The following is a 22,225-nucleotide window of genomic DNA, read 5'->3' as shown; positions in this document are numbered from 1 at the left end:
GGACCCCCTGTCGGAGAGGCCATACCGGCGGGTAACGTCCGGGCCGTCCAGTCGTGCTCAGGATTTCAACCATGACGTCCACGAGCACCTGCCCGAGCCTTGGACGCACCGTCGCATCACACAGAGTCGTGGCGCCGGCGCCCTATGAGGAGCAGCAGTCTTGCGCGAGTTCAGCCTTCCGGCTTTGTACGAGGTCCCTGCGGACGGCAATCTGACCGACATCGTCCGCAGAAACGCCGCGCAGCATCCCGATGTCGCCGTCATCGCCCGCAAGGTGGGCGGGACGTGGACGGACGTGACCGCCACCACCTTCCTCGCCGAGGTACAGGCCGCGGCCAAGGGCCTGATCGCGTCGGGCGTGCAGCCCGGCGACCGGGTCGGGCTGATGTCCCGCACCCGTTACGAGTGGACGCTGCTCGACTTCGCGATCTGGAGCGCGGGCGCGGTCACCGTGCCGGTGTACGAGACCAGCTCGGCGGAGCAGGTGCAGTGGATCCTGGGCGACTCGGGCGCGACGGCCTGCATCGTCGAGCTGGACACGCACGCGGCCTCCGTCGAGTCGGTGCGCGACGGGCTGCCCGCCCTCCGGCACGTCTGGCAGATCGAGGCCGGCGGTGTCGAGGAGCTGGAACGCGCGGGCAAGGACGTCTCCGACGAGACCGTCGAGGAGCGCAGCTCGGCCGCCAAGGCGGACGACCCGGCGACCATCGTCTACACGAGCGGCACGACCGGGCGCCCCAAGGGCTGTGTCCTCACCCACCGCAGCTTCTTCGCGGAGTGCGGCAACATCGTGGAGCGGCTGCGTCCGCTGTTCCGCACGGGCGAGTGCTCGGTCCTGCTCTTCCTGCCGCTGGCGCACGTCTTCGGGCGCCTGGTGCAGGTGGCGCCGATGATGGCGCCGATCAAGCTCGGCTGCGTCCCGGACATCAAGAACCTCACCGACGAGCTGGCCTCCTTCCGGCCGACGCTGATCCTCGGTGTGCCGCGCGTCTTCGAGAAGGTGTACAACTCGGCACGCGCCAAGGCGCAGGCGGACGGCAAGGGCAGGATCTTCGACAAGGCGGCGGACACGGCGATCGCGTACAGCCGCGCGCTGGACACGCCGTCGGGCCCGTCCCTGGGCCTGAAGATCAAGTACCGGACGTTCGACAAGCTCGTCTACAGCAAGCTCCGCGCGGTGCTCGGCGGACGCGGCGAGTACGCGATCTCCGGCGGCGCCCCGCTCGGCGAGCGCCTCGGCCACTTCTTCCGCGGCATCGGCTTCACGGTCCTGGAGGGCTACGGCCTCACCGAGTCCTGTGCCGCGACCGCGTTCAACCCGTGGGACCGCACGAAGATCGGCACGGTCGGCCAGCCGCTGCCCGGTTCCGTGGTGCGCATCGCGGACGACGGTGAGGTGCTGCTGCACGGCGATCACCTGTTCAAGGAGTACTGGAACAACGAGGGCGCGACCGCCGAGGCGCTGGCGGACGGCTGGTTCCACACCGGTGACATCGGCACCCTCGACGAGGACGGCTACCTGCGCATCACCGGCCGCAAGAAGGAGATCATCGTCACGGCGGGCGGCAAGAACGTCGCCCCGGCCGTGATTGAGGACCGCATCCGGGCGCACGCGCTGGTCGCGGAGTGCATGGTGGTCGGCGACGGGCGTCCCTTCGTGGGCGCGCTGGTCACCGTCGACGAGGAGTTCCTGGGCCGCTGGGCGCAGGAGCACGGCAAGCCGGCGGGGTCCACGGCGGTGTCGCTCCGGGAGGACCCGGATCTGCTGAGCGCGATCCAGGCCGCCGTGGACGACGGCAACGCGGCGGTGTCCAAGGCGGAGTCGGTGCGCAAGTTCCGGCTGCTGCCGTACCAGTTCACCGAGGAGTCGGGGCATCTCACGCCGTCCCTGAAGCTCAAGCGCAACGTGGTGGCGAAGGACTACGCCGACGAGATCGAGGCGATCTACCGGGGCTGACGCCCGGGGTAGGTCCCGGGTGCCGGGGCGCTGTCCGCGGCGGGGCGGTGCGCTGGCCGTGGGGCGCGCCTTCGCCGTGGGCGCCACTTCGCCGTGGGGGCGGGGGCTCGCCTGCGGGTGACCCGCCGTCGTGGCCGCTCGCGCCGTTCCCCGCGCCCCTGAACGGGCACCCCCTCGCCGTCGGCGCCCCTACGCCATGCAGGCACGGACTCGCCAGCGGGTGACCCACCGCCGTGGCCGCTCGCGCCGCTCCCCGCCCCCTGAACGGACGCCCCCTCACCGTCGGCACCCCTACGCCATGCAGGCACGGACTCGCCAGCGGGTGACCCACCGCCGTGGCCGCTCGCGCCGCTCCCCGCCCCCTGAACGGACGCCCCCTCACCGTCGGCACCCCTACGCCATGCAGGCACGGACTCGCCAGCGGGTGACCCACCGCCGTGGCCGCTCGCGCCGCTCCCCGCGCACCTGGCGGGGCGCTACAGAAGTTCCTTCAGGTGTTCCGCCAGGAGGTCCCAGCGCCACTTCTCCTCGACCCATGCGCGGCCCCGCTCCCCCATCCGGCGGCGCAGCTCCGCGTCGCCCAGCAGGGCGACGATCCGGTCGGCGGCCTCCTCGGGCGCGCCTCCGCGGACGACCCAGCCGGTCTCCCCGTCGAGCACGGCGTCGGGCGCGCCGCCCGAGTCCCCGGCGACCACGGGCAGCCCGGTCGCGGACGCCTCCAGGTACACGATCCCGAGCCCCTCGACGTCGAGCCCGCCCCGGCGCGTACGGCAGGGCATGGCGAAGACGTCCCCGGCGCCGTAGTGCGCGGGCAGCTGCGACCACGGCACCGCGCCGGTGAAGCGGACCGAGCCGGCCACCCCGGTGTCGTGCGCGAGCCGGCGCAGCTCCTTCTCGTACGGGCCGCCGCCGACGACGAGCAGCACCGCCTCGGGCTCCCGGGCCAGGATGCGCGGCAGGGCGCGGATCAGCGTGTCCTGGCCCTTGCGCGGGACGAGCCGGGAGACGCAGACGACGACCGGCCGGTCGGTGAGGCCGAGCCGGGCACGGACCTCGTCGCCGCCCGAGCCGGGATGGAACGTCTTCTCGTCGACGCCGGGCGGCAGTTGGACCATGCGGGAGGCGGCCTCGGCCGTGAGCGCCGAGGCGATCCGGGAGCGCGTGTACTCACCGAGATAGGTGATCGTGTCCGTGGACTCGCCGATCCGGCGCAGGAGCCGGCGCGCGGCGGGCAGCTGCGCCCAGCCCGCCTCGTGGCCGTGCGTGGTGGCCACGAGCCGCCGGGCGCCGGCCTTCCGCAGCGCCGGCGCCATCAGGCCGAGCGGTGCCGCCGCCCCGAACCACACCGACGTACAACCGTGTTCGCGCAGCAGGCCGGCCGCCCGCCGGGTTGTCGCGGGCGTCGGCAGCAGCATCGTCGTCCGGTCCCGTACGACGGTGAAGGGCTGCTCCGCGTCGAAGGCAGCCGTCGCCTCGGCACCCTCACGGCCGCGCTTCCAGGTCGACGTGTAGACCACGAGCTGCCCGGGATCCAGCCGCAGCGCCATGTTGTGCAGGAACGCCTGGATGCCGCCGGGGCGGGGCGGGAAGTCGTTGGTCACGATCAGGGTCTTGTCCATCGCGCCCGACCCTACCCAACCGCCCTCCCGGCCGTACTCACAGCTCCGTACGGCCGCGCTTCATGGCTGTCGCACAGCCCCGCAGGCCATCATGACTCCGCGAAACCGCACGGGATCCGGACGAACGAGGGCCAGGTGGGCATGACCGGCACAAGGGCGGAAAGGTTTCCGTACGCGCTTGCGGGGGCCTGGGGCCTGACCAGACTGGTGCTGCTCCTCCTCGTCTTCAAGGTGTTCACCTTCCCGGGCCCCGACGTCACGAGCGACGTCTCCGTCATCTACCAGGGCTGGTACGAGGTGCTGCGCACGGGGACGTTCCCGCTGGACGACGTCACCTGGCAGTACCCGCCCGCCGCCGCGCTCGCGGTCCTCTCCCCCGCCCTGCTGCCCTTCCTGGACTACACCTCGGCCTTCTTCGTGCTGGCCCTCCTCGCCGATCTGCTGGTGTTCACGCTGCTCCGGTACGCGGGGCTGCGTCCCGGCAAGTCGCCGCGCGGGGCCTGGATGTGGGTGGCGGGCGTCGCCCTGCTCGGCCCGACGGTGTACGCCCGCTACGACGTGATGGTGACGGCGGTGGCCGTCGCCGCGCTGCTGGCCGGGGTGCGCCACCCCCGCACGATGGGGATGCTCGCGGGTCTCGGCGCGCTGCTGAAGGTGTGGCCGGTGCTGGTGCTGGTGGGCGCCGCCGGAGGGAGCGCGAAGCGGGCCTGGGCCTCGGCCGCGGTGACCGTCGGGGGCCTCGCCCTGCTGTGCGCGGTGTCGATGCCCGGGGCGTTCTCCTTCCTCGCCTTCCAGCGCAACCGCGGCACGGAGGTGGAGTCGCTCGGCTCCCTCGTCTTCCATGTCGCCCGGCACTTCGGCTGGGACGGTGAGGTGCTGCTCAACTACGGCTCGGTGGAGTTCGTCGGCCCGCACGTCGGCCTGGTGAGCGGGGCGGCGCTGCTCCTCACCGCGGTCGCGTTCGGCTGGATGCTGCTGTGGCGGCTGTGCGCCCGGCGGTTCCTCGCGCACACCCTCGCCGAGGCCGCGTTCGTGGCGGGGCTCATGTTCACCACCACCAGCCGGGTGATCAGCCCGCAGTACATGGTGTGGCTGGTGGGGCTCGCCGCGGTCTGCCTGTGCTTCCGCGGCACCCGGATGACCCGGCCGGCCGCACTGGTCCTGGCGGCGGCCCTGGTGACCGTCCTGGAGTTCCCGCTGTGGTTCTCGCACGTGGTCGCGAGCGACGCCCTCGGGATCACCCTCCTCCTCGCGCGCAACGGCCTGCTGGTGGCCGCCACCCTCACCGGCGCCCTGGAACTGTGGCGCGGCACGGTCTCCCAGCCGGCCCCCACCGTCCCCGGCCAGGCGACCCGCACCAGGGAGACACTGACCTCGTCCTGAGGGCACACCGGGACACGGGGGCCGCGCCCCCGGTCAGCCGAGCTGCGCCCGCAGGTACTCCCGCCACCGCCCCGTGAACGCCTCGGGTGTCGTGTGCAGGACGTCCCGCAGGGCGCCCTCGACGGCCCCGGCGCGCTGCCGGTGGGCGCCGACAGCGCGGTAGAAGCCGTTCAGCCGGACCTCGCCCCAGCGGTCGGCGATCAGCCGGCAGGCCATCCAGCCGCCCTCGTACGCCCGCGCGAGCCTCGCCGCGTCCCCGGTGAAGCCGAAGTCCGCGTCCTCGGGCAGCGCGGCGGGCAACCGCCCGTCGGCCACCGCGCGCTGAAGCTCCGGTGCGACCTGGGCGGCGGGCCGCCCACTGCCGAGGTAGCCGGCCCAGTCGGCGTACCCCTCCGACAGCCACAGGGGCGTGGCCGCCGTGGTGTGGGCGCGGCTGGCGACATGGGTGGTCTCGTGGGTGAGCACGACCTGTCTGCCGAGATCGCCGAGGACGCCGAACGCCTCCGGGTTGATGATGATCCGGTCCGCGGGCGCCCTCACCGGTCCGCCCGCCTCGCCCGTGGTGACGGCCGCGATCCCCCGGTACCCGGACGCCGCCGCGCCGAGCAGCCCCGCCATCCCCTCCAGCGACTTCGGTACGAGCACGACGACGTGCCCCGGCCAGTCCGTGCCCCACGTCCGCGACACCGCGGGCACCGCGCGGTCCGCAAGGCCCGCGAACCGGCGCAGCGTCTCCCGCGACTGCCCCGCGCCGAGGACGAGGCTGTGCTCGCCGCGTACGACGCTCACGGCCCCCTGCTCCCACAACTGCTCGGCCGCCTTCTTCGCGGGCCTGTCGGAGGTGACGCGCCAGCGCCCCTCGCCGCGGACCAGGCGCAGGGTGCGGCCGGTGGTGACGGGTGCCCGGTCGTAGCCCTCGACGCGGTAGCTCAGGTCCACCTCGGCGGTGGCGCGGTCGCCGGTGCGGTGGAAGCCGGTCAGCCGGTAGGACCAGGCGGCCAGCGGGACATCGCGCAGGTTCGCCAGCCCGGGGGCCGCCCCGGTCGCACGGTAGGCGGCGGCGTCCCGGTGCAGGACCGCGGCGGCCCGCCGGTCGAGGACACCCTGCACGGTGTCGGCGGCGGTGTCGTGCGCCGGCCGGCCCGAGCAGCCCACCAGGGCGACGAGCAGCAGCACACAGTTCGCCACGACCCCCGGCACACGCCCACGACCAGCCACGTTCCCGATCGTACGGCGGCCGGGCAGGGCCGTAGGCCCACTGCCCGGGACCCGGCCGGAACCGGACCTCCGGACCGGGCCCGCGGCATCGGAGCGGCCCGCGTGACGGTCAGACCCGCGTCACCGAGGAGACCGGCATCATGCCCACCGGGTCGTAGCGCACCGGCGCGCCCGGGTAGGGGGCGTGGATCACCTGGCCGTTGCCCATGTACATCGCGATGTGGCTCGCGTCGGACCGGTAGGTCACCAGGTCGCCGGGCTGCGCCTGGGAGAGCGGCACCTGCCGGCCGGCGTACCGCTGCGCCTGCGAGGTGCGCGGCAGACCGACACCCGCCTGCGCGTACGACCACTGCATCAGGCCCGAACAGTCGAAGCCGCCGGGCCCGTTGGCGCCCCACACGTACGGGCGCCCGAGCGCGGAGCGCGCCGCTGCGACGGCGGCGGCCGCGCGGCCCGAGGAGGGCGCCGCACCCTCGAAGCCGGGCATGCCGGGGCGTCCGGAGCGGGAGGCCCGGTCGTAGGCCGCGCGTTCCGCGGACGGCAGCGAGTCGAGCAGCCGGCGTGCCTGGTTCAGCTTCCGCTCGACGTTCCTCTTGTGCCGGGCGACGGCCTTGCTGCTCCTGTCCAGCTCGGCGAGCTTGCCGCTCGCCTCGTCACGCCGCTGGGCGAGGTCGCGCATGGCCGTCCGGAGCCTTCTGAGTTCGCCCGCCTGGCGCACGCCGATGCGGTCGAGCACGGCGGCCTTGTCGAGGTAGTCGTCCGGGTCGTCGGAGAACAGCAGGGCGAGCGAGGGGTCCATGCCGCCGGAGCGGTACTGGGCTCCGGCCAGCGAACCGAGCGCGTCCCGCATGGTGTTGACGCGCTCCTGCTGGCGGGCGATCTCGTCCTGGGCCGTGGACACCTGCTCGCGCAGGGCGTCGGCACGCTCGTCGGCCTTGTTGTACGCCTCGGTGGCCTGCTCGGCCTGCTCGTACAGGCGGTCCACGGCGGACCGGGTGTCGTCCTCGGGCTCGGCGAGTGCCGGCACGGCGCCCAGGGCCGCGGCCGCGGCGGACAGCACACAGACGGCGGCGCTGGTCGCGCCCCGGTCGAACCCGGATGGTGCAACGCGACGATGGGACCCCACGGGTAGCCGCTCTCCCTCCGCTGACGGACCCCCGGAATAGGGGAAACGCGCCAGACAGTAGCCGTGCGACCACGCACCGGCCAACGACCGCGGCGGGCACACACCGTGACGCCCCGCCTCAGACGCAGGTCATCAGCGGGGCGCGGGGTCGGCGGGAGCCACACCGATTCGCCCGTTCGGGCGGTGTGGTGAGGGCTTTCCGGGACGGCCGACGGGGCCGGACCGGACAGAACGCGTCAGATGCGGACGCCGAACTGGAAGGGCATGTTGCCGATCGACTCGTAGCGCACGACCGTGCCGGTGCGCGGGGCGTGGAGCACCTGGCCGTTGCCGGCGTAGAGACCCACGTGGTGCTGGTCGCCGTAGAAGATGACCAGGTCGCCGATCTGGAGGTCGCTCTGCGAGTAGATGCGCGTACCGGCGTTGGCCTGGGCCTGCGAGGTGCGCGGTATGGAGACACCGGCCTGGGCGTAGGCCCACGAGGTGAGTCCCGAGCAGTCGAAGGAGCTGGGGCCGGTGGCGCCGTAGACGTACGGCGAACCGATCTTCGTCTGCGCGGCTGCGTACGCGGCGCCGGCCCGGCCGGAGGCGGGCTTGGCGGCGGAGTCGGTGTCGAGGGCGCTGCGCTCGCTGGTGCGGGTGGCGCGCGTCTGCTCCGCGTCGAGCGCGGCCTTCTCCTTGGCCGTCAGGGTGTTGAGGAGCTTCTGCGCCTCGGCGAGCTTGCCCTGGACTTCCTTCTTCTTCTTGCCGAGTTCGGTGCGGGTCTCGGCGAGGTCCTTGAGCTTGGTGGAGGCTTCCTGGCGCTGCTGGGCGAGCGAGCGCTGCTTCTCCTGGATCTTCTTCAGCGACTCGACCTGCTGGCCGCTCAACTGGTCGAGCGTGGACGCCTTGTCGAGGTAGTCGTCCGGGTCCGAGGAGAGGAAGAGCTGGAGGGAGGGGTCGATGCCGCCGGAGCGGTACTGGGCGGTGGCCAGCGAACCGAGGCCGTCGCGCAGGTCGTTGAGCTCTTCCTGGCCGCGGGCGACGTTGTCCTGCAGGGTGCCGATCTGCTTCTCGAGCTTGTCCTGCTTCTCCTTGGCCCCGTTGTACTTCTCGGTGGCCTTCTCGGCGTCTTCGTAAAGCTTGTCGACCTTGGACTTGACCTCGTCCTTGCTCGGCTTCTCGCTCGGCGCGGCGTTCGCGGCCTGCGAGCTGAGGGCAACTGCGGCGGCAGCAGCGGTGGTGAGCACGGTCACGCGAGTGCGGCTCGGCTGCTTGGGTCGACGGTGGGACGCCACGAAGGCGAGCTCCTTCTTCCTCCAGCCGCCTGCCGATGCGCCGACGGGCGGTGTCCCTCCACCGTCACTCCCAATGAGTGATCACCCGAGCGGAGGTTCGAGGCTGACCCTAGTGACCTTCTTGTGATCAGTTCAAATCCTCACAGGAAAAATCTCGGTCACCGAGTGCATTCTTTACCGACAACTCACGTGCAGTCATGCGCGTTTGACGCTACGTTGCGTTAGGGTTTCGCCAATTCGGGCATCTGGCCCAGACGTTACGCATGGTGCGTACGTTGCCTATGATCCGGTAAGCACGGAAAGACACCACCGCGGACTCGGCCCCGAAAGCGGTGTATTCCGCTCCGGTTCAGCCGCGCGAGAAACGCTTGAGGAGTACGACCGACGCCACCGGGCGAGCGCCGGCCTTGGCGATCCCGTCGGCCACCTCGCGGTCGGTCGACACGACGATGACCGGCCGCCCCACCGGCTCCGCGCGCACCAGCTGGCGGATCAGCTCGTCGGCGGTGACACCGGCCTTGGAGAACAGCACCCGCACCCCGCGGGGCGGCGCGAGCAGCACGGGCGCGGCCAGCTCGGCGCCGTCGAAGACACAGGTCACCTCGGCGCCGGTCTGCGCGGCGAGCTGCGAGAGCTGCCCGAGCAGCCGCAGCCGCTGCTTCTCCAGCGGCATCTGCGGATAGCCGGTCTTGGTGACGTTGTAGCCGTCGACGACCAGATGCGCCTGCGGCAGCGCGAGCAACTGGTCGAGGATCGCGGGGTCGTTCTCGGACAGCGCGCGGGCGGCGATGTCCTTCGGCGTCATCCGCCCCGGCTCGACGGCGTCGACGGTCTCGGCGGGCCGCTGGGACACCGGCGGCAGGGCGAGCTCGCGCCGCAGCCCCTGAGCGGCGTCCAGCACCGTGTCGAGCAGCAGCCGCACCCGCATGTCCTCCACGCTGCGGCCCTCGCGCGCGGCCCTGCGGGTGGCCTCCAGGGCCGCCTCGGCCTCCCCGAGCCGCGCCTTGAGCCGCCGGCTCTCGCTCTCCGCGGCCGACACCTGGGCCTGCGCCTCGGCGCGCGCGGTCTCCGTCTCGCTCTGGACCCTGCGCAGGGCCGCCTCACCGCGCTTGACGTCACTGAGGGCGCTGCGCAGCTTGCGGTGCAGCGATTCGGCTTCCTTCCTCGCCGCCTCCAGCTCCGTGCGCAGCCGCTCGGTCTCGGCCCTGGTCTGGCCGCGGGCCGCCGCCAGCTCCTCGCGCAGCCGCTCCAGCTCGGCCCGGTTCTCCTCGTCGGCGCGCTCGGCGTCCGCCCGCTGGGCCTCCTCGCCCGCGGCGGTCACCAGCTTCACCCAGCCCGTGGGGCGCAACACGTAGGCCGCGGCCCCCACGTCCAGCGGGTCCGCGGCCGGGGGCGGTGAGCCCGCGTCGAGGGCGCCGGTCAGTTCCGGCTGGGCCTCTCTCAGCTTCTCGGCGATGCGCTGTCTGAACAGCGGCTCCGTCTCCAGCGCCGCGGCCATGGCGTTGCCCGCGAACTTGGCCCGCCGGTTCGGAGCGAACCGCGCATACTGCCGCAGCTGGGCGGGGAGTTCGGCCATGGTCAGGCCGCCGAAGCCGTCGGAGACGATCTGCACGACCCGGCGGCGCACGCCGTCGGGCAGCGGACGGTCGAGCACCTCGGCGGTGCCGTCGTCCGGCTCCCCGCCCGTGGTCTCCACCATCCCTCACACCCCAATTTCTCGCGGGGCCCTCCCCCACTCTCGGCTTCGCTCGAGCGGGGGGACCCCCATCGTCAGGAGCCGGCGCCCGGCCTGTCCACGAGTTCCACCTGGTCCACCGCGTTGCACCAGCGGCACCGCACCGAGTCGATGGTCTCACTGACCACCTCCCGCTCCTCGACCTTCGGCTCACCGGCCAGGTCGAGGTGCACATACTCGACGACCTTCGAGGAGCGGGTCACGTCGAAACGCGTGAGGTTGCCGCAGAGCATGCAGCGCCACCGGGTCTCGGCGGTCGGCAGGGGAACCGTCATCGTGGCTGTTTCGCCTTCCCTCTAGTGTCCGTGATGCGCCAGCTTTCCTGGTGCGTGTGGCTCGTACCCTACGGCCTGGCGGGACTCCGACGCTCGGGCGTCCACGCGGCGAGGCGGTCTGCGCGGTCCGGTCCCGTTACGTCATGCTTTGCCGCATGACCGGAAAGTGGAGTGCGGCGGTCGGCGGGACGAGCCGGGGACGGTCGGCGCCGGTGACGTACGGACTGATCGGCCTCTGCTGCCTGGTCTTCGTCATCGGCCCCGCGGCGGGACTCAACCCCGCCTACGGCACCGGGGACGAGCTGCTCGCCGCCCAGCAGGCCTACTTCCGCCGCTGGGGCGTGGTGCCGGCCGAGCTTCTCGACGGTGTGCCCCGGGCCTGGCTCACCCCCGCGACGGCCCTGTTCATCCACGGCAGCTGGCTCCATCTCCTGGGCAACATGCTCTTCTTCTGCGTCTTCGGGGCGATGGCGGAGGAGCGCATGGGCCATGTCGAGTTCGCCCTCTTCTATCTGGGCTGCGGATATCTCGCCCTGCTCGGGTACGCGGTCGCCAACGCCGAGTCCACGCAGCCCCTCGTCGGTGCCTCGGGGGCGGTCTCCGCGGTCCTCGGCGCGTTCCTGTACCTGTTCCCCGGCGCCCGGGTGACCAGTCTCTTCCCGTTCCTCTTCTTCCTGCCGCTGCGCTTCCCGGCCTGGGTGGTGCTGCCCTTCTGGGCGGTCCTGCAGTGGCTGGCGGCGGGCCGCGACGACCAGGGCCCCGGGGTCGCCTACCTGGCCCACCTGCTGGGCTTCTTCGCCGGGTTCCTCCACGCCTGGGTGCGCTTCGGCCGTGCGACTAGAGTGAAAACCCCAGTGACGGCCCCCGAGGGAGAGAACCAGCCGTGATCACCGCGATCGTGCTCATCAAGACCAGCGTGGACCGGATCCCCGAGATCGCGGAGTCGATCGCGGCCCTCGACAGCGTCAGCGAGGTCTTCTCCGTCACCGGGACGTACGACCTGATCGCCATGGTCCGCGTCCAGGCGCACGACGACCTGGCCGACGTCATCCCCGGCCGGATCAGCAAGATCCCGGGTGTCGAGGGCACCGACACCCACGTCGCGTTCCGCACGTACTCCCAGCACGACCTGGAGGCGGCGTTCGCGATCGGCCTCGACTCCTGACCCGCCGGGACCGCACCGCGCCCACCGCCCCCGGGGCGCCGAGCCGTTCCTACGGCGTCAGACCGCCGGGACGCAACGCCCGTCCTCGGTCCGGTACTGCCACCGGGCGCCGTCCCGCACGAGTTCCCTCACGGCGCGGACGAAGCGCTCGACGTGCTCGTCCGGGGTGCCCGCGCCGAAGCTGACGCGGATGGCGTTCAGCGACTTCTCGCCGGGCGCGGCCTCCGGGGCGCCGCACTCCCCCTGGCTCTGCGGGTCGGTGCCCAGCAGGGTGCGCACCAGGGGGTGGGCGCAGAAGAGTCCGTCGCGCACCCCGATGCCGTACTCGGCGGACAGCGCGGCCGCGAAGTGCGAGCTGTTCCAGCCGTCGACGACGAACGAGATGACGCCGACGCGCGGGGCGTCGTCGCCGAAGAGCGACAGCACCCGCACCTCGGGCACCTCGGCGAGGCCCGCGCGGACCGTGTCGATGAGGTGCTGCTCGCGGGCCACCAGGGTGTCGAATCCGGCCTCGGTCAGCGCCTTGCAGGCCGACGCGATGGAGTGGACACCGATCACGTTCGGCGAGCCGGCCTCGTGCCGGGCCGCGCTCTCGTGCCACTCCACGTCGACCCCGCCGTCCGTGCGCCGCGACACCTTGCGGCTGGCGCCGCCGCCCGCGAGGTACGGCTCGGCCTCGGTCAGCCAGTCGGCGCGGCCGGCGAGGACGCCGGAGCCGAAGGGCGCGTAGAGCTTGTGTCCGGAGAAGGCGACCCAGTCGACGTCCAGGTCCTGCACGGACACCGGGTGGTGCGGGGCGAGCTGGGCCGCGTCGAGGACGATGCGCGCGCCGTGCGCGTGGGCGGCTGCGGCGAGCTCGCGCACCGGCCACAGCTCGCCGGTGACGTTCGAGGCACCGGTGACGCACACCAGGGCCGGCCCGTACGGGTCACGGCCGGCCAGCGCCCGCTCCAGCGTCGCGACGGCCTCGCCCGGGGTGCGCGGGGCGTTCAGGTACGTCACGCGGGCGTCCCGCCAGGGCAGCAGCGAGGCGTGGTGCTCGGTCTCGAAGACGAAGACCTGGCAGTCGGCCTGCAGAGCGGAGGCGAGCAGGTTGAGCGAGTCGGTGGTGGAGCGGGTGAAGACGACCTGGTCGCCGGCGCGGCAGTCGAGGAACTCGGCGACGGTCGTGCGGGCGTTCTCGAAGAGGTCGGTGGACAGCTGGGACAGGTATCCGGCGCCGCGGTGCACGCTGCCGTAGTACGGGGCGTACGCGGCGACGTCGTCCCACACCCGCTGCAGGGCGGGGGCGCTGGCCGCGTAGTCCAGCGCGGCGTACGTGACCTCGCCGCCGGTGACCAGCGGGACGGTGACATCCCGGCCCAGAACGGGCAGCGGGGCACAAAGGGACCGGTCGGCGGCAGTGGTGGGGACAGCCATGGCGAACTCCTGTGAGAAGCAGGCGGATTCGCTGTGCGGACGGCCCGCGAAGGGGGCGGCTCCGGCACAGGAAAAGGTGAAAAGGGTGTGCGGAGGCGGGGCGCTACGCCCTATCGCATTCGCTTGCTCACAGAAGGCTCCCTCGACGACCAGGACCCCTGGTGAGGCGAGGGGTCCGCGCTTGCCGCAGACCTCGCTGCCTACGGCCTGGTCTTCACCCGGGGCACCCCGCCACGGACGGAGGGTTGCCGGACAGCCGGCCGGGGCCTCATGGCTGTCGCTCATGACCTGGTACAGCATCTTGCCAGAAGATCGTCGGCGCGCAAGGCGCAGTCCAGAATCCGGACCGCGCCCCGCGCACCTCGCGTTCGGCTCAGGCGTGGCTGGCCGCGACCCACCGGTCGAGGGTCCGCTTGGCGGCCCCGGAGTCGATGGCCTCGGCCGCCTTCGCCATCCCCGCGCGGATCCGCTCCGCGAGCGGTCCGTCTCCCGGCTCCAGGGCGACCAGGGCCGCCGCCGAGTTCAGCAGCACCGCGTCCCGTACGGGCCCGGTCTCGCCGTTCAGCAGCCGCCGGGCGACATCCGCGTTGTACGACGCGTCGGCGCCCCGCAGAGCCTCCACGGGGACGAGCTCGAGGCCGACGTCACGCGGGTCGAAGCTCTCCTCGCGGACCTTTCCTTCGCGCACGACCCACACCCTCGACGTGGCCGTGGTGGTCAGCTCGTCGAGACCGTCGTCGCCGCGGAAGACCAGCGAGGAGTGGCCCCGCTCCGCGAAGACACCGGCGACGATGGGCGCCATCCTGAGGTCGGCCACGCCGACCGCCTGGGCCTTCACCCGCGCCGGGTTGGTCAGCGGGCCCAGGAAGTTGAAGGTGGTCCGGATCCCCAACTGCCCGCGCGCGGCGGCCACATGACGCAGCGCCGGATGGAACTTCACCGCGAAGCAGAAGGTGATCCCGGCCTCCTCGGCCACCTCGGCGACCCGCTTGGGCGTCAGCTCCAGATTGACGCCGAGCTTCTCCAGGACGTCCGAGGCGCCGGACGCGCTCGACGCCGCCCGGTTGCCGTGCTTGACCACCTTGGCACCCGTGCCGGCCACGACGATCGCGGACATCGTGGAGATGTTCACCGTCTTGGCGCCGTCACCGCCCGTACCGACGATGTCGACGGTCTCGCCGGGCACCTCGATCACGTTGGCGTGCTCGTACATCGTGCGGACGAGACCGGAGATCTCCTGGACCGTCTCGCCCTTCGCGCGCAGCGCGACCGCGAACCCGGCGATCTGCGCGTCCGTCGCCTCGCCGCGCATGATGCGGTCCATCGCCCAGGCCGTCTCGTCCGCGCTCTGGTCGCGGCCGTCGAGCAGGCCGTTCAGCACCTGGGGCCAGGAACGGCCCGCCGCGATGTCGCCTCCAGCGGGGGTCACAGCACTCATATGCCGCTCCTGGGTTCGTGAAAAGGGACGAGAAGACACGTGCACGACGTGTGACAGACAGGGTCCACCCTATCCAGGCCCGGGGACGGCAAAGAGCCCCGTCCATGCAATGGACGGGGCTCCAGCCGTGGCGATCAGCGCGTGACCGGGATGCGGATCAGTGGTGGCCGTGGCCGCTCGTGATCTCCTTGTACTCCTCGACCGTGGGCTTGGGGATCTGGTTCTCTTCCCCGTAGTACGCGTTGCTGAGCTTCGCGCGCAGCTTCTGCGTGCCCGTGACCTTGCGCTCGACACCGTTCTCGTCGACCGCGGGGCCGATCTCGGCCGGCTCGTACTGCTCGTGCGCGGTGAGCGTGTGCAGCGACTCCTGGCTGAGCGGCTCGTGCACCTCGACGAACTCACCGTGCGGCAGGCGCTTGATGATGCCCGACTCGCGGCCGTGCAGCACCTTGTCCCGGTCCCGGCGCTGGAGGCCGAGGCAGATCCGCTTGGTGACGATGAACGCGACGACCGGCGCCACGAAGAACGCGATGCGCACGAACCAGGTGATCGAGTTGATCGACATGTGGAAGTGGGTGGCGAAGAGGTCGTTGCCACCACCGATCAGCATGACGACGTACCAGGTGATCCAGGCGACACCCACGGCCGTACGGGTCGGGACGTTGCGCGGGCGGTCCAGGATGTGGTGCTCGCGCTTGTCGCCGGTGACCCAGGACTCGATGAACGGGTAGACCGCGATGACGACCAGCACCAGCGGGAAGATGATCAGCGGGACGAAGACACCCAGGACGAGGGTGTGGCCCCACAGGTTGATCTCCCAGCCCGGCATGGTGCGGATCAGGCCCTCGGAGAAGCCCATGTACCAGTCGGGCTGCGCGCCGGTCGACACCTGGTCCGGCCGGTACGGGCCCATGGACCAGATCGGGTTGATCGAGGCGATGGCCGCGATGACCGCGATGACGCCGAAGACCAGGAAGAAGAAGCCGCCCGCCTTGGCCATGTACACCGGCAGCAGCGGCATGCCGACGACGTTCTTCTCGGTCTTGCCCGGGCCGGCCCACTGCGTGTGCTTGTGGTAGAAGACCAGGATCAGGTGGGCGACCAGCAGGCCGAGCATGATGCCCGGCAGCAGCAGGACGTGGATCGAGTAGAACCGCGCGACGAAGTCGCCGCCCGGGAACTCGCCGCCGAAGAGGAAGAACGAGAGGTACGTGCCGACGATCGGCACGGACAGGATCGCGCCCTCCATGAAGCGGACACCGGTGCCGGAGAGCAGGTCGTCCGGGAGCGAGTAGCCGGTGAAACCGGTGAACATGCCGAGGACGAACAGCAGGAAGCCGAACAGCCAGTTGACCTCACGCGGCTTGCGGAACGCACCCGTGAAGAACACGCGCATCATGTGCACGAACATGCCGGCCAGGAAGACCAGCGCCGACCAGTGGTGGATCTGCCGGATGAGCAGACCGCCGCGCACGTCGAAGGAGATGTGCATGGTCGAGTTGAACGCCTCGGACATCAGCTGTCCCTGCAGCGGGACGTAGCTGCCGTGGTACTCCACCTCGTTCATCGACGGGTGGAAGAACAGCGTCAGGTACACACCCGTGAGGATGATGATGATGAAGCTGTAGAGGCAGATCTCGCCCAGCATGAAGGACCAGTGGTCCGGGAAGATCTTGCGCATGTTGGACTTGGCGAGGGAGTAGATCCCCAGCCGGCCGTCCGCCCAGTCCGCCACCCGCTCACCGGCGGGGGCCTTCCCGCGCGAACGCTCGCTCTTTGAAGTACTCATCCGCGCTCCCAGAAAGCAGGACCGACGGGCTCTTCGAAGTCGCCGAGCGCCTGAAGGTAGCCCTCATCGTTCACACCGATGCGCAGCTGCGGCAGCGGGTGACCGGCCGGGCCGAAGATCACTCGGGCACCGTCGGAGAGGTCGAAGGTGGACTGGTGGCACGGGCACAGGACGTGGTGCGTCTGCTGCTCGTACAGGGAGATCGGGCAGCCCACGTGGGTGCAGATCTTCGAGTACGCCACGATGCCCTCGTGCGACCACTCGAGCTCGCGCTTGTCCTTGATGTCGTCCGGCTGGAGCCGGACGATCATCAGGGCCGCCTTGGCGATCTCGGTCTGGAACTCCTCGCTGTGCTCCTCCAGGCCCTCGGGCTTGACGAAGGTGAGCGAGCCGACGACGACGTCCGAGGGACGCAGCGGCTCGTTCGTGTTCATGTTGACGAGCAGCTTGCCCTTGGACCACAGCGTGTGACGCAGCTTGTCCCCGGGCAGCGGACCAAGGTCGCGCAGCAGGACGATGCCGGACAGCGGCACCAGGGTCAGCGCCCCGAACATCGTGTTCCGGATCAGCTTGCGACGGCCGAGCGCGGACTCCTTGGCGCCCTGCTGGAAGTCGGCCAGCACCTTGGCGCGGACCTCCGGCGACGCCTCGATCGGGTGACGGTCGTCGGCGACCTCCTCGTCGGACATCAGCGTGCGGGCCCAGTGGACCGCGCCCGCGCCGATGGCGAAGAGCGCGACACCGAGCGTGGTGCCCAGCGCGAAGTTGAGTGCGCTGATGTGCCCGAGGGGCCAGATGAAGACCGACCTGTCGGCCGGGATCGTCACGAACGAGACGATGAAGGCGACCGTGGCCAGCATCGACAGCGTGAACAGCATGGCGACCACGCGCTCGGAGCGCTTGGCGGCCCGCTCGTCGATGTCCTGGACGCGGTGCTCGTGGGGCGGCAGCCCCGGGTTCGCGAACGGGTTCTGCTCGTCCGCGATGCCGACCGCAGCGCGCTGCTCGTCGGTGGCCCGCTCAGCAGGCAGGTTCTCTGGAATGTCTTGGCTACTCATGACTTCTTGGCCTTTGCGGTCCGAGCGGCGACCCAGACGGCGACGGCGATGAGCGCGCCGAGTCCGAAGATCCAGCCGAACAGACCTTCGCTGACCGGCCCGAGGCCGCCCAGGTCAAGGCCGCCGGGGCTCTCGGTGTCGTCTCCGTTGACCGCGTGGAGGTACGCGATGATGTCCTTCTTGTTCTTCTCCGGCATCGTCGTGTCGGGGAAGGACGGCATGTTCTGCGGGCCGGTCTGCATGGCCTCGTAGATGTGCTTCGGGTCGACGTCTTCCAGGCCCGGCGCGTACTTGCCCTCCGAGAGCGCACCACCCTTGCCGGTGAAGTTGTGGCACTGCGCGCAGTTGGTGCGGAAGAGCTCGCCGCCCTTGGCGATGTCCGCACCCTCAGGGCTGTACTGGTTCTTCGTCGGCACCGAGGGACCCGCACCGAGCGAGGCGATGTACGCCGCGAGCTGGTCGATCTCGGCCTGCGAGTAGATGTTCTTCTTCTTCGGGATCTGAGCACCGGGCTGCTGGGCCGGCATGCGGCCCGTGGCGACCTGGAAGTCGACGGCCGCGGCACCCACACCGGTGAGGGGGGGACCGTCTGTGGTTCCCACGCCGCCGGTGCCGTGGCAGCTTGCGCAGCCCACGGAGTACAGCTTCTTGCCCTCGTCGATGGCGAGGGACTGGGCGGTTTCGTCGGCCTGCGCCTTGCTCGCGGGTGCGAACGCGGCGTACAGCCCCCCGGTGGCCGCCAGCGCGAGGAGTAGGACGACGACCGCCGCCAGCGGATGGCGTCGTCGTGCGGAGAGCTTTTTCACGGATTACCCCGGTGTCAGGATCTTCTGCGTCGATGCTTCGGGAATGGATCGGTCCGCCGTTGCGGCGCGCCGACTACTTGATCATGTAGATCGTGGCGAAGAGGCCGATCCAGACGACATCGACGAAGTGCCAGTAGTAGGACACGACAATGGCGGCGGTTGCCTGCTCGTGAGTGAACCTCCTGGCCGCGTACGTGCGGCCGAGGACCAGCAGGAAGGCGATGAGACCGCCCGTCACGTGCAGGCCGTGGAAGCCGGTGGTCAGGTAGAACACCGAGCCGTACGGGTCGGAGGAGAGCGAGAGCCCGTCCTTCTTGACCAGCTCCGTGTACTCGAAGACCTGACCGCCGATGAAGATCGCACCCATGATGAAGGTGACGATGAACCACATCCGGAGCTTCTTCACGTCCCCGCGCTCGGCGGCGAAGACGCCGAGCTGGCAGGTCAGGGAGGAGAGCACCAGGATCGTGGTGTTCGTCGCCGAGAACGGGAAGTTCAGGCTGGACGCCATTTCCTTCCAGTGATCCGGCCCGGTCACCGATCGCAGGGTGAAGTACATCGCGAAGAGGGCCGCGAAGAACATCAGCTCGGAACTCAGCCAGATGATCGTTCCGACGCTGGTGAGGTTCGGCCGATTGACCGACGGGTGCGCGTGCCCGGTTTCTACTGTCGTTGCTGTCGCCACGACCGACATTATGTCGGTCGCTTATCCCGCCCTCACCCCGGGGGGTGCCGTTCGGAGTGTCCGGGGGGTGTGTCCAGCCCGTATGGCCCATCGAAGCCCTGTCCGAACCGGTGCTGAGGCGGTGTGCGAGGGAGTAGCATCCGCGCAGCGGTTCACACCCGTACGACGCCGAAGTCACGGAGGAACAATGCAGCCGACCGCCACGGTGCTGGTCTACAGCGACGACTCCAACACCCGCGAACAGGTACGGCTCGCCACCGGCCGCAGGCCCGCCGGCGACGTTCCCGAGGTCGAGCTCATCGAGTGCGCCACGCCCGCCGCGGTCCTGACGGAGCTGGACAAGGGCGGGATCGACGTCTGCGTGCTGGACGGCGAGGCGGTGCCGATGGGCGGGATGGGTGTGTGCCGCCAGATCAAGGACGAGATCTTCGAGTGCCCGCCGGTCCTCGTGCTGATCGGGCGCCCGCAGGACGCCTGGCTGGCCACCTGGAGCCGTGCGGAGGCCGCGGTGACCCTTCCGGTCGATCCGGTGGAGTTCGCCGCCACGCTGGCCTCTCTGCTGCGCCGCAGGGCCCTGCAGGGAACCTGACCGTCCGGCCGGCCGGGCGTGTCGGCGGCCGCGGGCCGTCCGGGGCCGCCGGATCCGTCGCCCGTGTGGTGGGGCGGTGCCGGTCACGGCCCGGCGCCCCTCGCGGGGCGCGGCCTCAGGCACTCTCCGGACGCAGTCGCGCCCGGTCCGCGGGCCGGGGTCCGTCGGGGGTGCCACCGAGCAGCGCGCTTCCGGTGCGCCACTTCTCCCAGTCGAGATTCCAGTCCCCGAAGCCGTTGCCGAACGGGTCCATGGTGGCGCCGTTGGAGTTCTCGACCTTGACGATGTCGCCGGCGCGGAAGTTCTTGAAGAACCACTCGGCGTTGGCGGTGCTCATGCCGGTGCAGCCGTGGCTGACGTTGGCGGAGCCCTGGGAGCCGGTGGACCAGGGGGCCGCGTGCACGTACTCGCCGCTCCAGGTCACCCGGGTCGCGTAGTAGACCGGCAGGTCGTAGGAGTCGGCGCTGCCCTCGGAGATGCCGATGCTGGTACCGCGCATGCGTACGAAGTACTCCTTGCCGAGTACGACCTTGACGCCGTTGCGGGTCTCGAAGCCCGGCTTGCCGGTGGTGACGGGGATCTCCTTGATCTCCTCGTCGTTGCGGTAGACCCGCATCGAGTGCGCGGCGGCGTCGGTCACGGCCACCACCCGGTCACCCGTGGTGAGGCTCAGGGGTTTGGCGTTGCCGCCCCAGAGCCGGTCGCCGATCTTGATGCCGGCGAGGTTGGCGTGCGCCTGGATGGCCGCGTCCGCGGGCCAGTACTCCTTGGGGCGGTAGTGCAGCTCCTTGTCGTCCACCCAGTGCCAGGCGCCCTCGACGGCGGGCGTCGAGTCGACCTTGAGCGCGCGCTCGACGACCGCCCGGGAGGCCTTGTCCTTGACGGGGGCGCTCAGCTCGGCGGTGACGGGCTGGCCGACGCCGTACTCGCCCGCCTTCGGCCCGAAGGTGACGTCCAGGCGCTTCTTCGCGGTGGGCTTGCCGGTGTCGAAGGAGAGCACCTTGCGGCCGGGCGCGCCGTCCTCGTCCTCGGTGCTCACGCGGACCGTGTAGTGGGCCTCGGCGGCCAGCGGGGAGGTGCTGTGCCAGCGGTGGCCGTCGGCGGCCAGTTCCCCGGCCAGGTACCTGCCGGTCGCGTCCACGGCCGTGACGTCCGTGATGCGCCCCTCGGAGCCTCTGGTGGTGATCTCCAGGGGCTTGTCCGGGTCGGCCTTCCTGCTGTCGCCGGCGGGGCCGTTGAAGGCGATCTGGTCCGCCGCGTCGTACGGCTCGGCCGAGAGCGCCTTGTCGTCCGCGCTGCACGCGACGGAACCCGCGCCGAGGGCGGCCACCAGCAGGGCGCAGCTGACGGCCGTACGGACGGGCCGGCGTGGCGGTGCGGAGAGGCCGAGCGCGCGCGGGCCCGAAGGGACGAGCACGGTCGGCCTCTCGACACCGGCTCCTGCGCCTCGGAAGAACACTGTGTGGTTCATGGCCTCACGCTATGAACCACCCTCGGCCACGGCGCGGCGAGTGAGCCGTGCGGGGGACACCGTGTACGGCAAACGAGGGAGCCCGGACCCTCCTGACGGAGTGTCCGGGCTCCCGGGCGCTTGGCGCGTGCTACTGGGTGCGGTTCTCACCGCGGTAGTACTCGAAGACCCAGCCCCACAGACCGATGAAGATGATCGGGGCCGAGAAGTAGAGCAGCCACCAGCCGAAGACGACGCCCATGAAGGCGAAGGCGCCACCGATGCCGAGGGCGAGCGGCTGCCAGCTGTGCGGGCTGAAGAAGCCCACCTCGCCGGCCTCGTCCGCGACGTCGGCCTCCTTGTTGTCCTGCGCGAGCTGGTCGACACGCCGGGCCGTGAAGGCCAGGTAGTAGCCGATCATGATGCTCAGGCCGAAACCGAGGAACAGTGCCGTGGTACCGGCCGGCTCCTTCGACCACACGCCATAGACGATCGCCATGACGAGGATGAAGGCGGCGAGCCAGATGAACATCTTGCCCTGGATCTTCACTTGCCGGCCTCCTTGCTACCCGCGAGGGCGCTGGCACCCTGACCGCCGTGACCGAGCTGCTCGAGAGCGGCGATCTCCGGGTGGTGCAGGTCGAACGCCGGGGATTCGGAGCGGATCCGCGGCAGGGTGAGGAAGTTGTGCCGCGGCGGCGGGCAGGAGGTCGCCCACTCGAGCGAACGGCCGTAGCCCCACGGGTCGTCGACCTCGATCTTCTTGCCGTACTTGGCGGTCTTCCAGACGTTGTAGAAGAACGGCAGGATCGACAGGCCCAGCAGGAACGAGCAGATCGTCGAGATGGTGTTCAGGGCGGTGAACCCGTCGGCCGCGAGGTAGTCCGCGTACCGGCGGGGCATGCCCTCGGCGCCCAGCCAGTGCTGCACCAGGAACGTGCCGTGGAAGCCCACGAACAGCGTCCAGAAGGTGATCTTGCCGAGGCGCTCGTCGAGCATCTTGCCGGTCATCTTCGGCCACCAGTAGTGGAAGCCGGAGAACATCGCGAACACCACGGTGCCGAAGACGACGTAGTGGAAGTGCGCCACCACGAAGTACGAGTCCGAGACGTGGAAGTCCATCGGCGGTGAGGCCAGGATCACGCCGGTCAGACCGCCGAAGGTGAAGGTGATCAGGAAGCCGGTGGCCCACAGCATCGGGGTCTCGAAGCTCAGTGACCCCTTCCACATCGTGCC

The 22,225-nt window shown here is 70.9% G+C and carries 20 protein-coding genes and 1 riboswitch; of the genes, 5 read left to right on the top strand and 15 right to left on the bottom strand.

What is annotated here, in order from left to right:
• Window positions 1-160: 160 nt before the first annotated feature.
• Window positions 161-1,957, top strand: coding sequence for an AMP-dependent synthetase/ligase (locus AC069T_RS06565; protein ID WP_478781673.1), 1,797 nt, complete (start codon window positions 161-163; stop codon window positions 1,955-1,957).
• A gap of 476 nt (window positions 1,958-2,433) precedes the next feature.
• Here AC069T_RS06565 and AC069T_RS06560 read toward each other — a convergent pair whose 3' ends face one another.
• Complete coding sequence (locus AC069T_RS06560; RefSeq protein ID WP_478781672.1) at window positions 2,434-3,576, bottom strand: glycosyltransferase family 4 protein; 1,143 nt, start codon at window positions 3,574-3,576, stop codon at window positions 2,434-2,436.
• A 141-nt stretch (window positions 3,577-3,717) separates the two neighbouring features.
• Between AC069T_RS06560 and AC069T_RS06555 the strand changes: the two genes are divergently transcribed.
• Window positions 3,718-4,959, top strand: a complete 1,242-nt coding sequence (locus AC069T_RS06555; RefSeq protein WP_478781671.1) for a glycosyltransferase 87 family protein — start codon at window positions 3,718-3,720, stop codon at window positions 4,957-4,959.
• A gap of 33 nt (window positions 4,960-4,992) precedes the next feature.
• Here AC069T_RS06555 and AC069T_RS06550 read toward each other — a convergent pair whose 3' ends face one another.
• From AC069T_RS06550 to AC069T_RS06530, 5 genes are all read right to left on the bottom strand, one after another.
• Window positions 4,993-6,177 (bottom strand): hypothetical protein, encoded by a 1,185-nt coding sequence (locus AC069T_RS06550; protein ID WP_478781670.1) that lies wholly within the window; start codon window positions 6,175-6,177, stop codon window positions 4,993-4,995.
• A gap of 109 nt (window positions 6,178-6,286) precedes the next feature.
• Entirely contained in the window at window positions 6,287-7,303 is a 1,017-nt protein-coding gene (locus AC069T_RS06545; protein ID WP_478781669.1) for a C40 family peptidase, read from the bottom strand.
• Between the two features lie 236 nt (window positions 7,304-7,539).
• A complete protein-coding gene (locus AC069T_RS06540) occupies window positions 7,540-8,580 on the bottom strand; it encodes a C40 family peptidase (RefSeq protein WP_476755356.1) in 1,041 nt (346 codons plus the stop codon).
• 349 nt (window positions 8,581-8,929) lie between these two features.
• On the bottom strand, window positions 8,930-10,279 hold the full coding sequence (locus AC069T_RS06535; RefSeq protein WP_478781668.1) for an NYN domain-containing protein: 1,350 nt from the start codon (window positions 10,277-10,279) through the stop codon (window positions 8,930-8,932).
• Window positions 10,280-10,350: 71 nt separating this feature from the next.
• Window positions 10,351-10,590: a hypothetical protein gene (locus tag AC069T_RS06530; protein WP_355781480.1), complete on the bottom strand. Its 240-nt coding sequence runs from the start codon at window positions 10,588-10,590 to the stop codon at window positions 10,351-10,353.
• Window positions 10,591-10,745: 155 nt separating this feature from the next.
• On the opposite strand from AC069T_RS06530, the gene AC069T_RS06525 reads away from it, so the two are divergent.
• Window positions 10,746-11,477, top strand: coding sequence for a rhomboid family intramembrane serine protease (locus AC069T_RS06525; RefSeq protein WP_478781667.1), 732 nt, complete (start codon window positions 10,746-10,748; stop codon window positions 11,475-11,477).
• Window positions 11,474-11,755 (top strand): Lrp/AsnC family transcriptional regulator, encoded by a 282-nt coding sequence (locus AC069T_RS06520; protein ID WP_355781475.1) that lies wholly within the window; start codon window positions 11,474-11,476, stop codon window positions 11,753-11,755. Before AC069T_RS06525 ends, AC069T_RS06520 begins: the two co-directional genes overlap by 4 nt.
• Window positions 11,756-11,812: 57 nt before the next feature.
• Here AC069T_RS06520 and AC069T_RS06515 read toward each other — a convergent pair whose 3' ends face one another.
• The 6 genes from AC069T_RS06515 to ctaE all read right to left on the bottom strand — a co-directional run bounded on the left by AC069T_RS06515 (window position 11,813) and on the right by ctaE (window position 18,959).
• Entirely contained in the window at window positions 11,813-13,174 is a 1,362-nt protein-coding gene (locus tag AC069T_RS06515; protein WP_478781666.1) for an aminotransferase class V-fold PLP-dependent enzyme, read from the bottom strand.
• Between the two features lie 172 nt (window positions 13,175-13,346).
• A riboswitch (SAM riboswitch) is annotated at window positions 13,347-13,463 on the bottom strand.
• 84 nt (window positions 13,464-13,547) lie between these two features.
• The gene (trpD, locus tag AC069T_RS06510; RefSeq protein ID WP_478781665.1) at window positions 13,548-14,612 is read right to left on the bottom strand and encodes an anthranilate phosphoribosyltransferase; all 1,065 of its coding nucleotides are present in this window, start codon (window positions 14,610-14,612) and stop codon (window positions 13,548-13,550) included.
• Between the two features lie 157 nt (window positions 14,613-14,769).
• Window positions 14,770-16,401 (bottom strand): cytochrome bc1 complex cytochrome b subunit, encoded by a 1,632-nt coding sequence (gene qcrB / locus AC069T_RS06505; RefSeq protein ID WP_478781664.1) that lies wholly within the window; start codon window positions 16,399-16,401, stop codon window positions 14,770-14,772.
• On the bottom strand, window positions 16,398-17,459 hold the full coding sequence (qcrA, locus tag AC069T_RS06500; protein WP_478781663.1) for a cytochrome bc1 complex Rieske iron-sulfur subunit: 1,062 nt from the start codon (window positions 17,457-17,459) through the stop codon (window positions 16,398-16,400). The genes qcrB and qcrA overlap by 4 nt, the downstream gene beginning before the upstream one ends.
• A complete protein-coding gene (qcrC, locus tag AC069T_RS06495) occupies window positions 17,456-18,265 on the bottom strand; it encodes a cytochrome bc1 complex diheme cytochrome c subunit (RefSeq protein ID WP_476755348.1) in 810 nt (269 codons plus the stop codon). Before qcrC ends, qcrA begins: the two co-directional genes overlap by 4 nt.
• A gap of 73 nt (window positions 18,266-18,338) precedes the next feature.
• Window positions 18,339-18,959 carry an aa3-type cytochrome oxidase subunit III gene (ctaE, locus tag AC069T_RS06490; protein WP_355781457.1) on the bottom strand — a complete coding sequence of 207 codons (621 nt, stop codon included), beginning with the start codon at window positions 18,957-18,959 and terminating at the stop codon, window positions 18,339-18,341.
• A gap of 178 nt (window positions 18,960-19,137) precedes the next feature.
• On the opposite strand from ctaE, the gene AC069T_RS06485 reads away from it, so the two are divergent.
• Window positions 19,138-19,539: a response regulator gene (locus tag AC069T_RS06485; protein ID WP_478781662.1), complete on the top strand. Its 402-nt coding sequence runs from the start codon at window positions 19,138-19,140 to the stop codon at window positions 19,537-19,539.
• Between the two features lie 115 nt (window positions 19,540-19,654).
• Here the strand turns inward: AC069T_RS06485 and AC069T_RS06480 are convergent, their stop codons facing one another.
• The 3 genes from AC069T_RS06480 to AC069T_RS06470 form a co-directional block, all read right to left on the bottom strand.
• Window positions 19,655-21,010 carry a L,D-transpeptidase gene (locus tag AC069T_RS06480; RefSeq protein WP_478781661.1) on the bottom strand — a complete coding sequence of 452 codons (1,356 nt, stop codon included), beginning with the start codon at window positions 21,008-21,010 and terminating at the stop codon, window positions 19,655-19,657.
• Window positions 21,011-21,140: 130 nt separating this feature from the next.
• Complete coding sequence (locus AC069T_RS06475; RefSeq protein WP_478781660.1) at window positions 21,141-21,539, bottom strand: cytochrome c oxidase subunit 4; 399 nt, start codon at window positions 21,537-21,539, stop codon at window positions 21,141-21,143.
• On the bottom strand, window positions 21,536-22,225 hold a 690-nt coding region (locus AC069T_RS06470; RefSeq protein ID WP_478781659.1), incomplete at its 5' end, for a cytochrome c oxidase subunit I. The genes AC069T_RS06475 and AC069T_RS06470, both read right to left, overlap by 4 nt.

Source organism: Streptomyces sp. NPDC043867, from assembly GCF_056435845.1.
The sequence above is the reverse complement of the archived record's forward strand: the minus strand, read 5'-3'. Positions and strand labels throughout refer to the sequence as shown.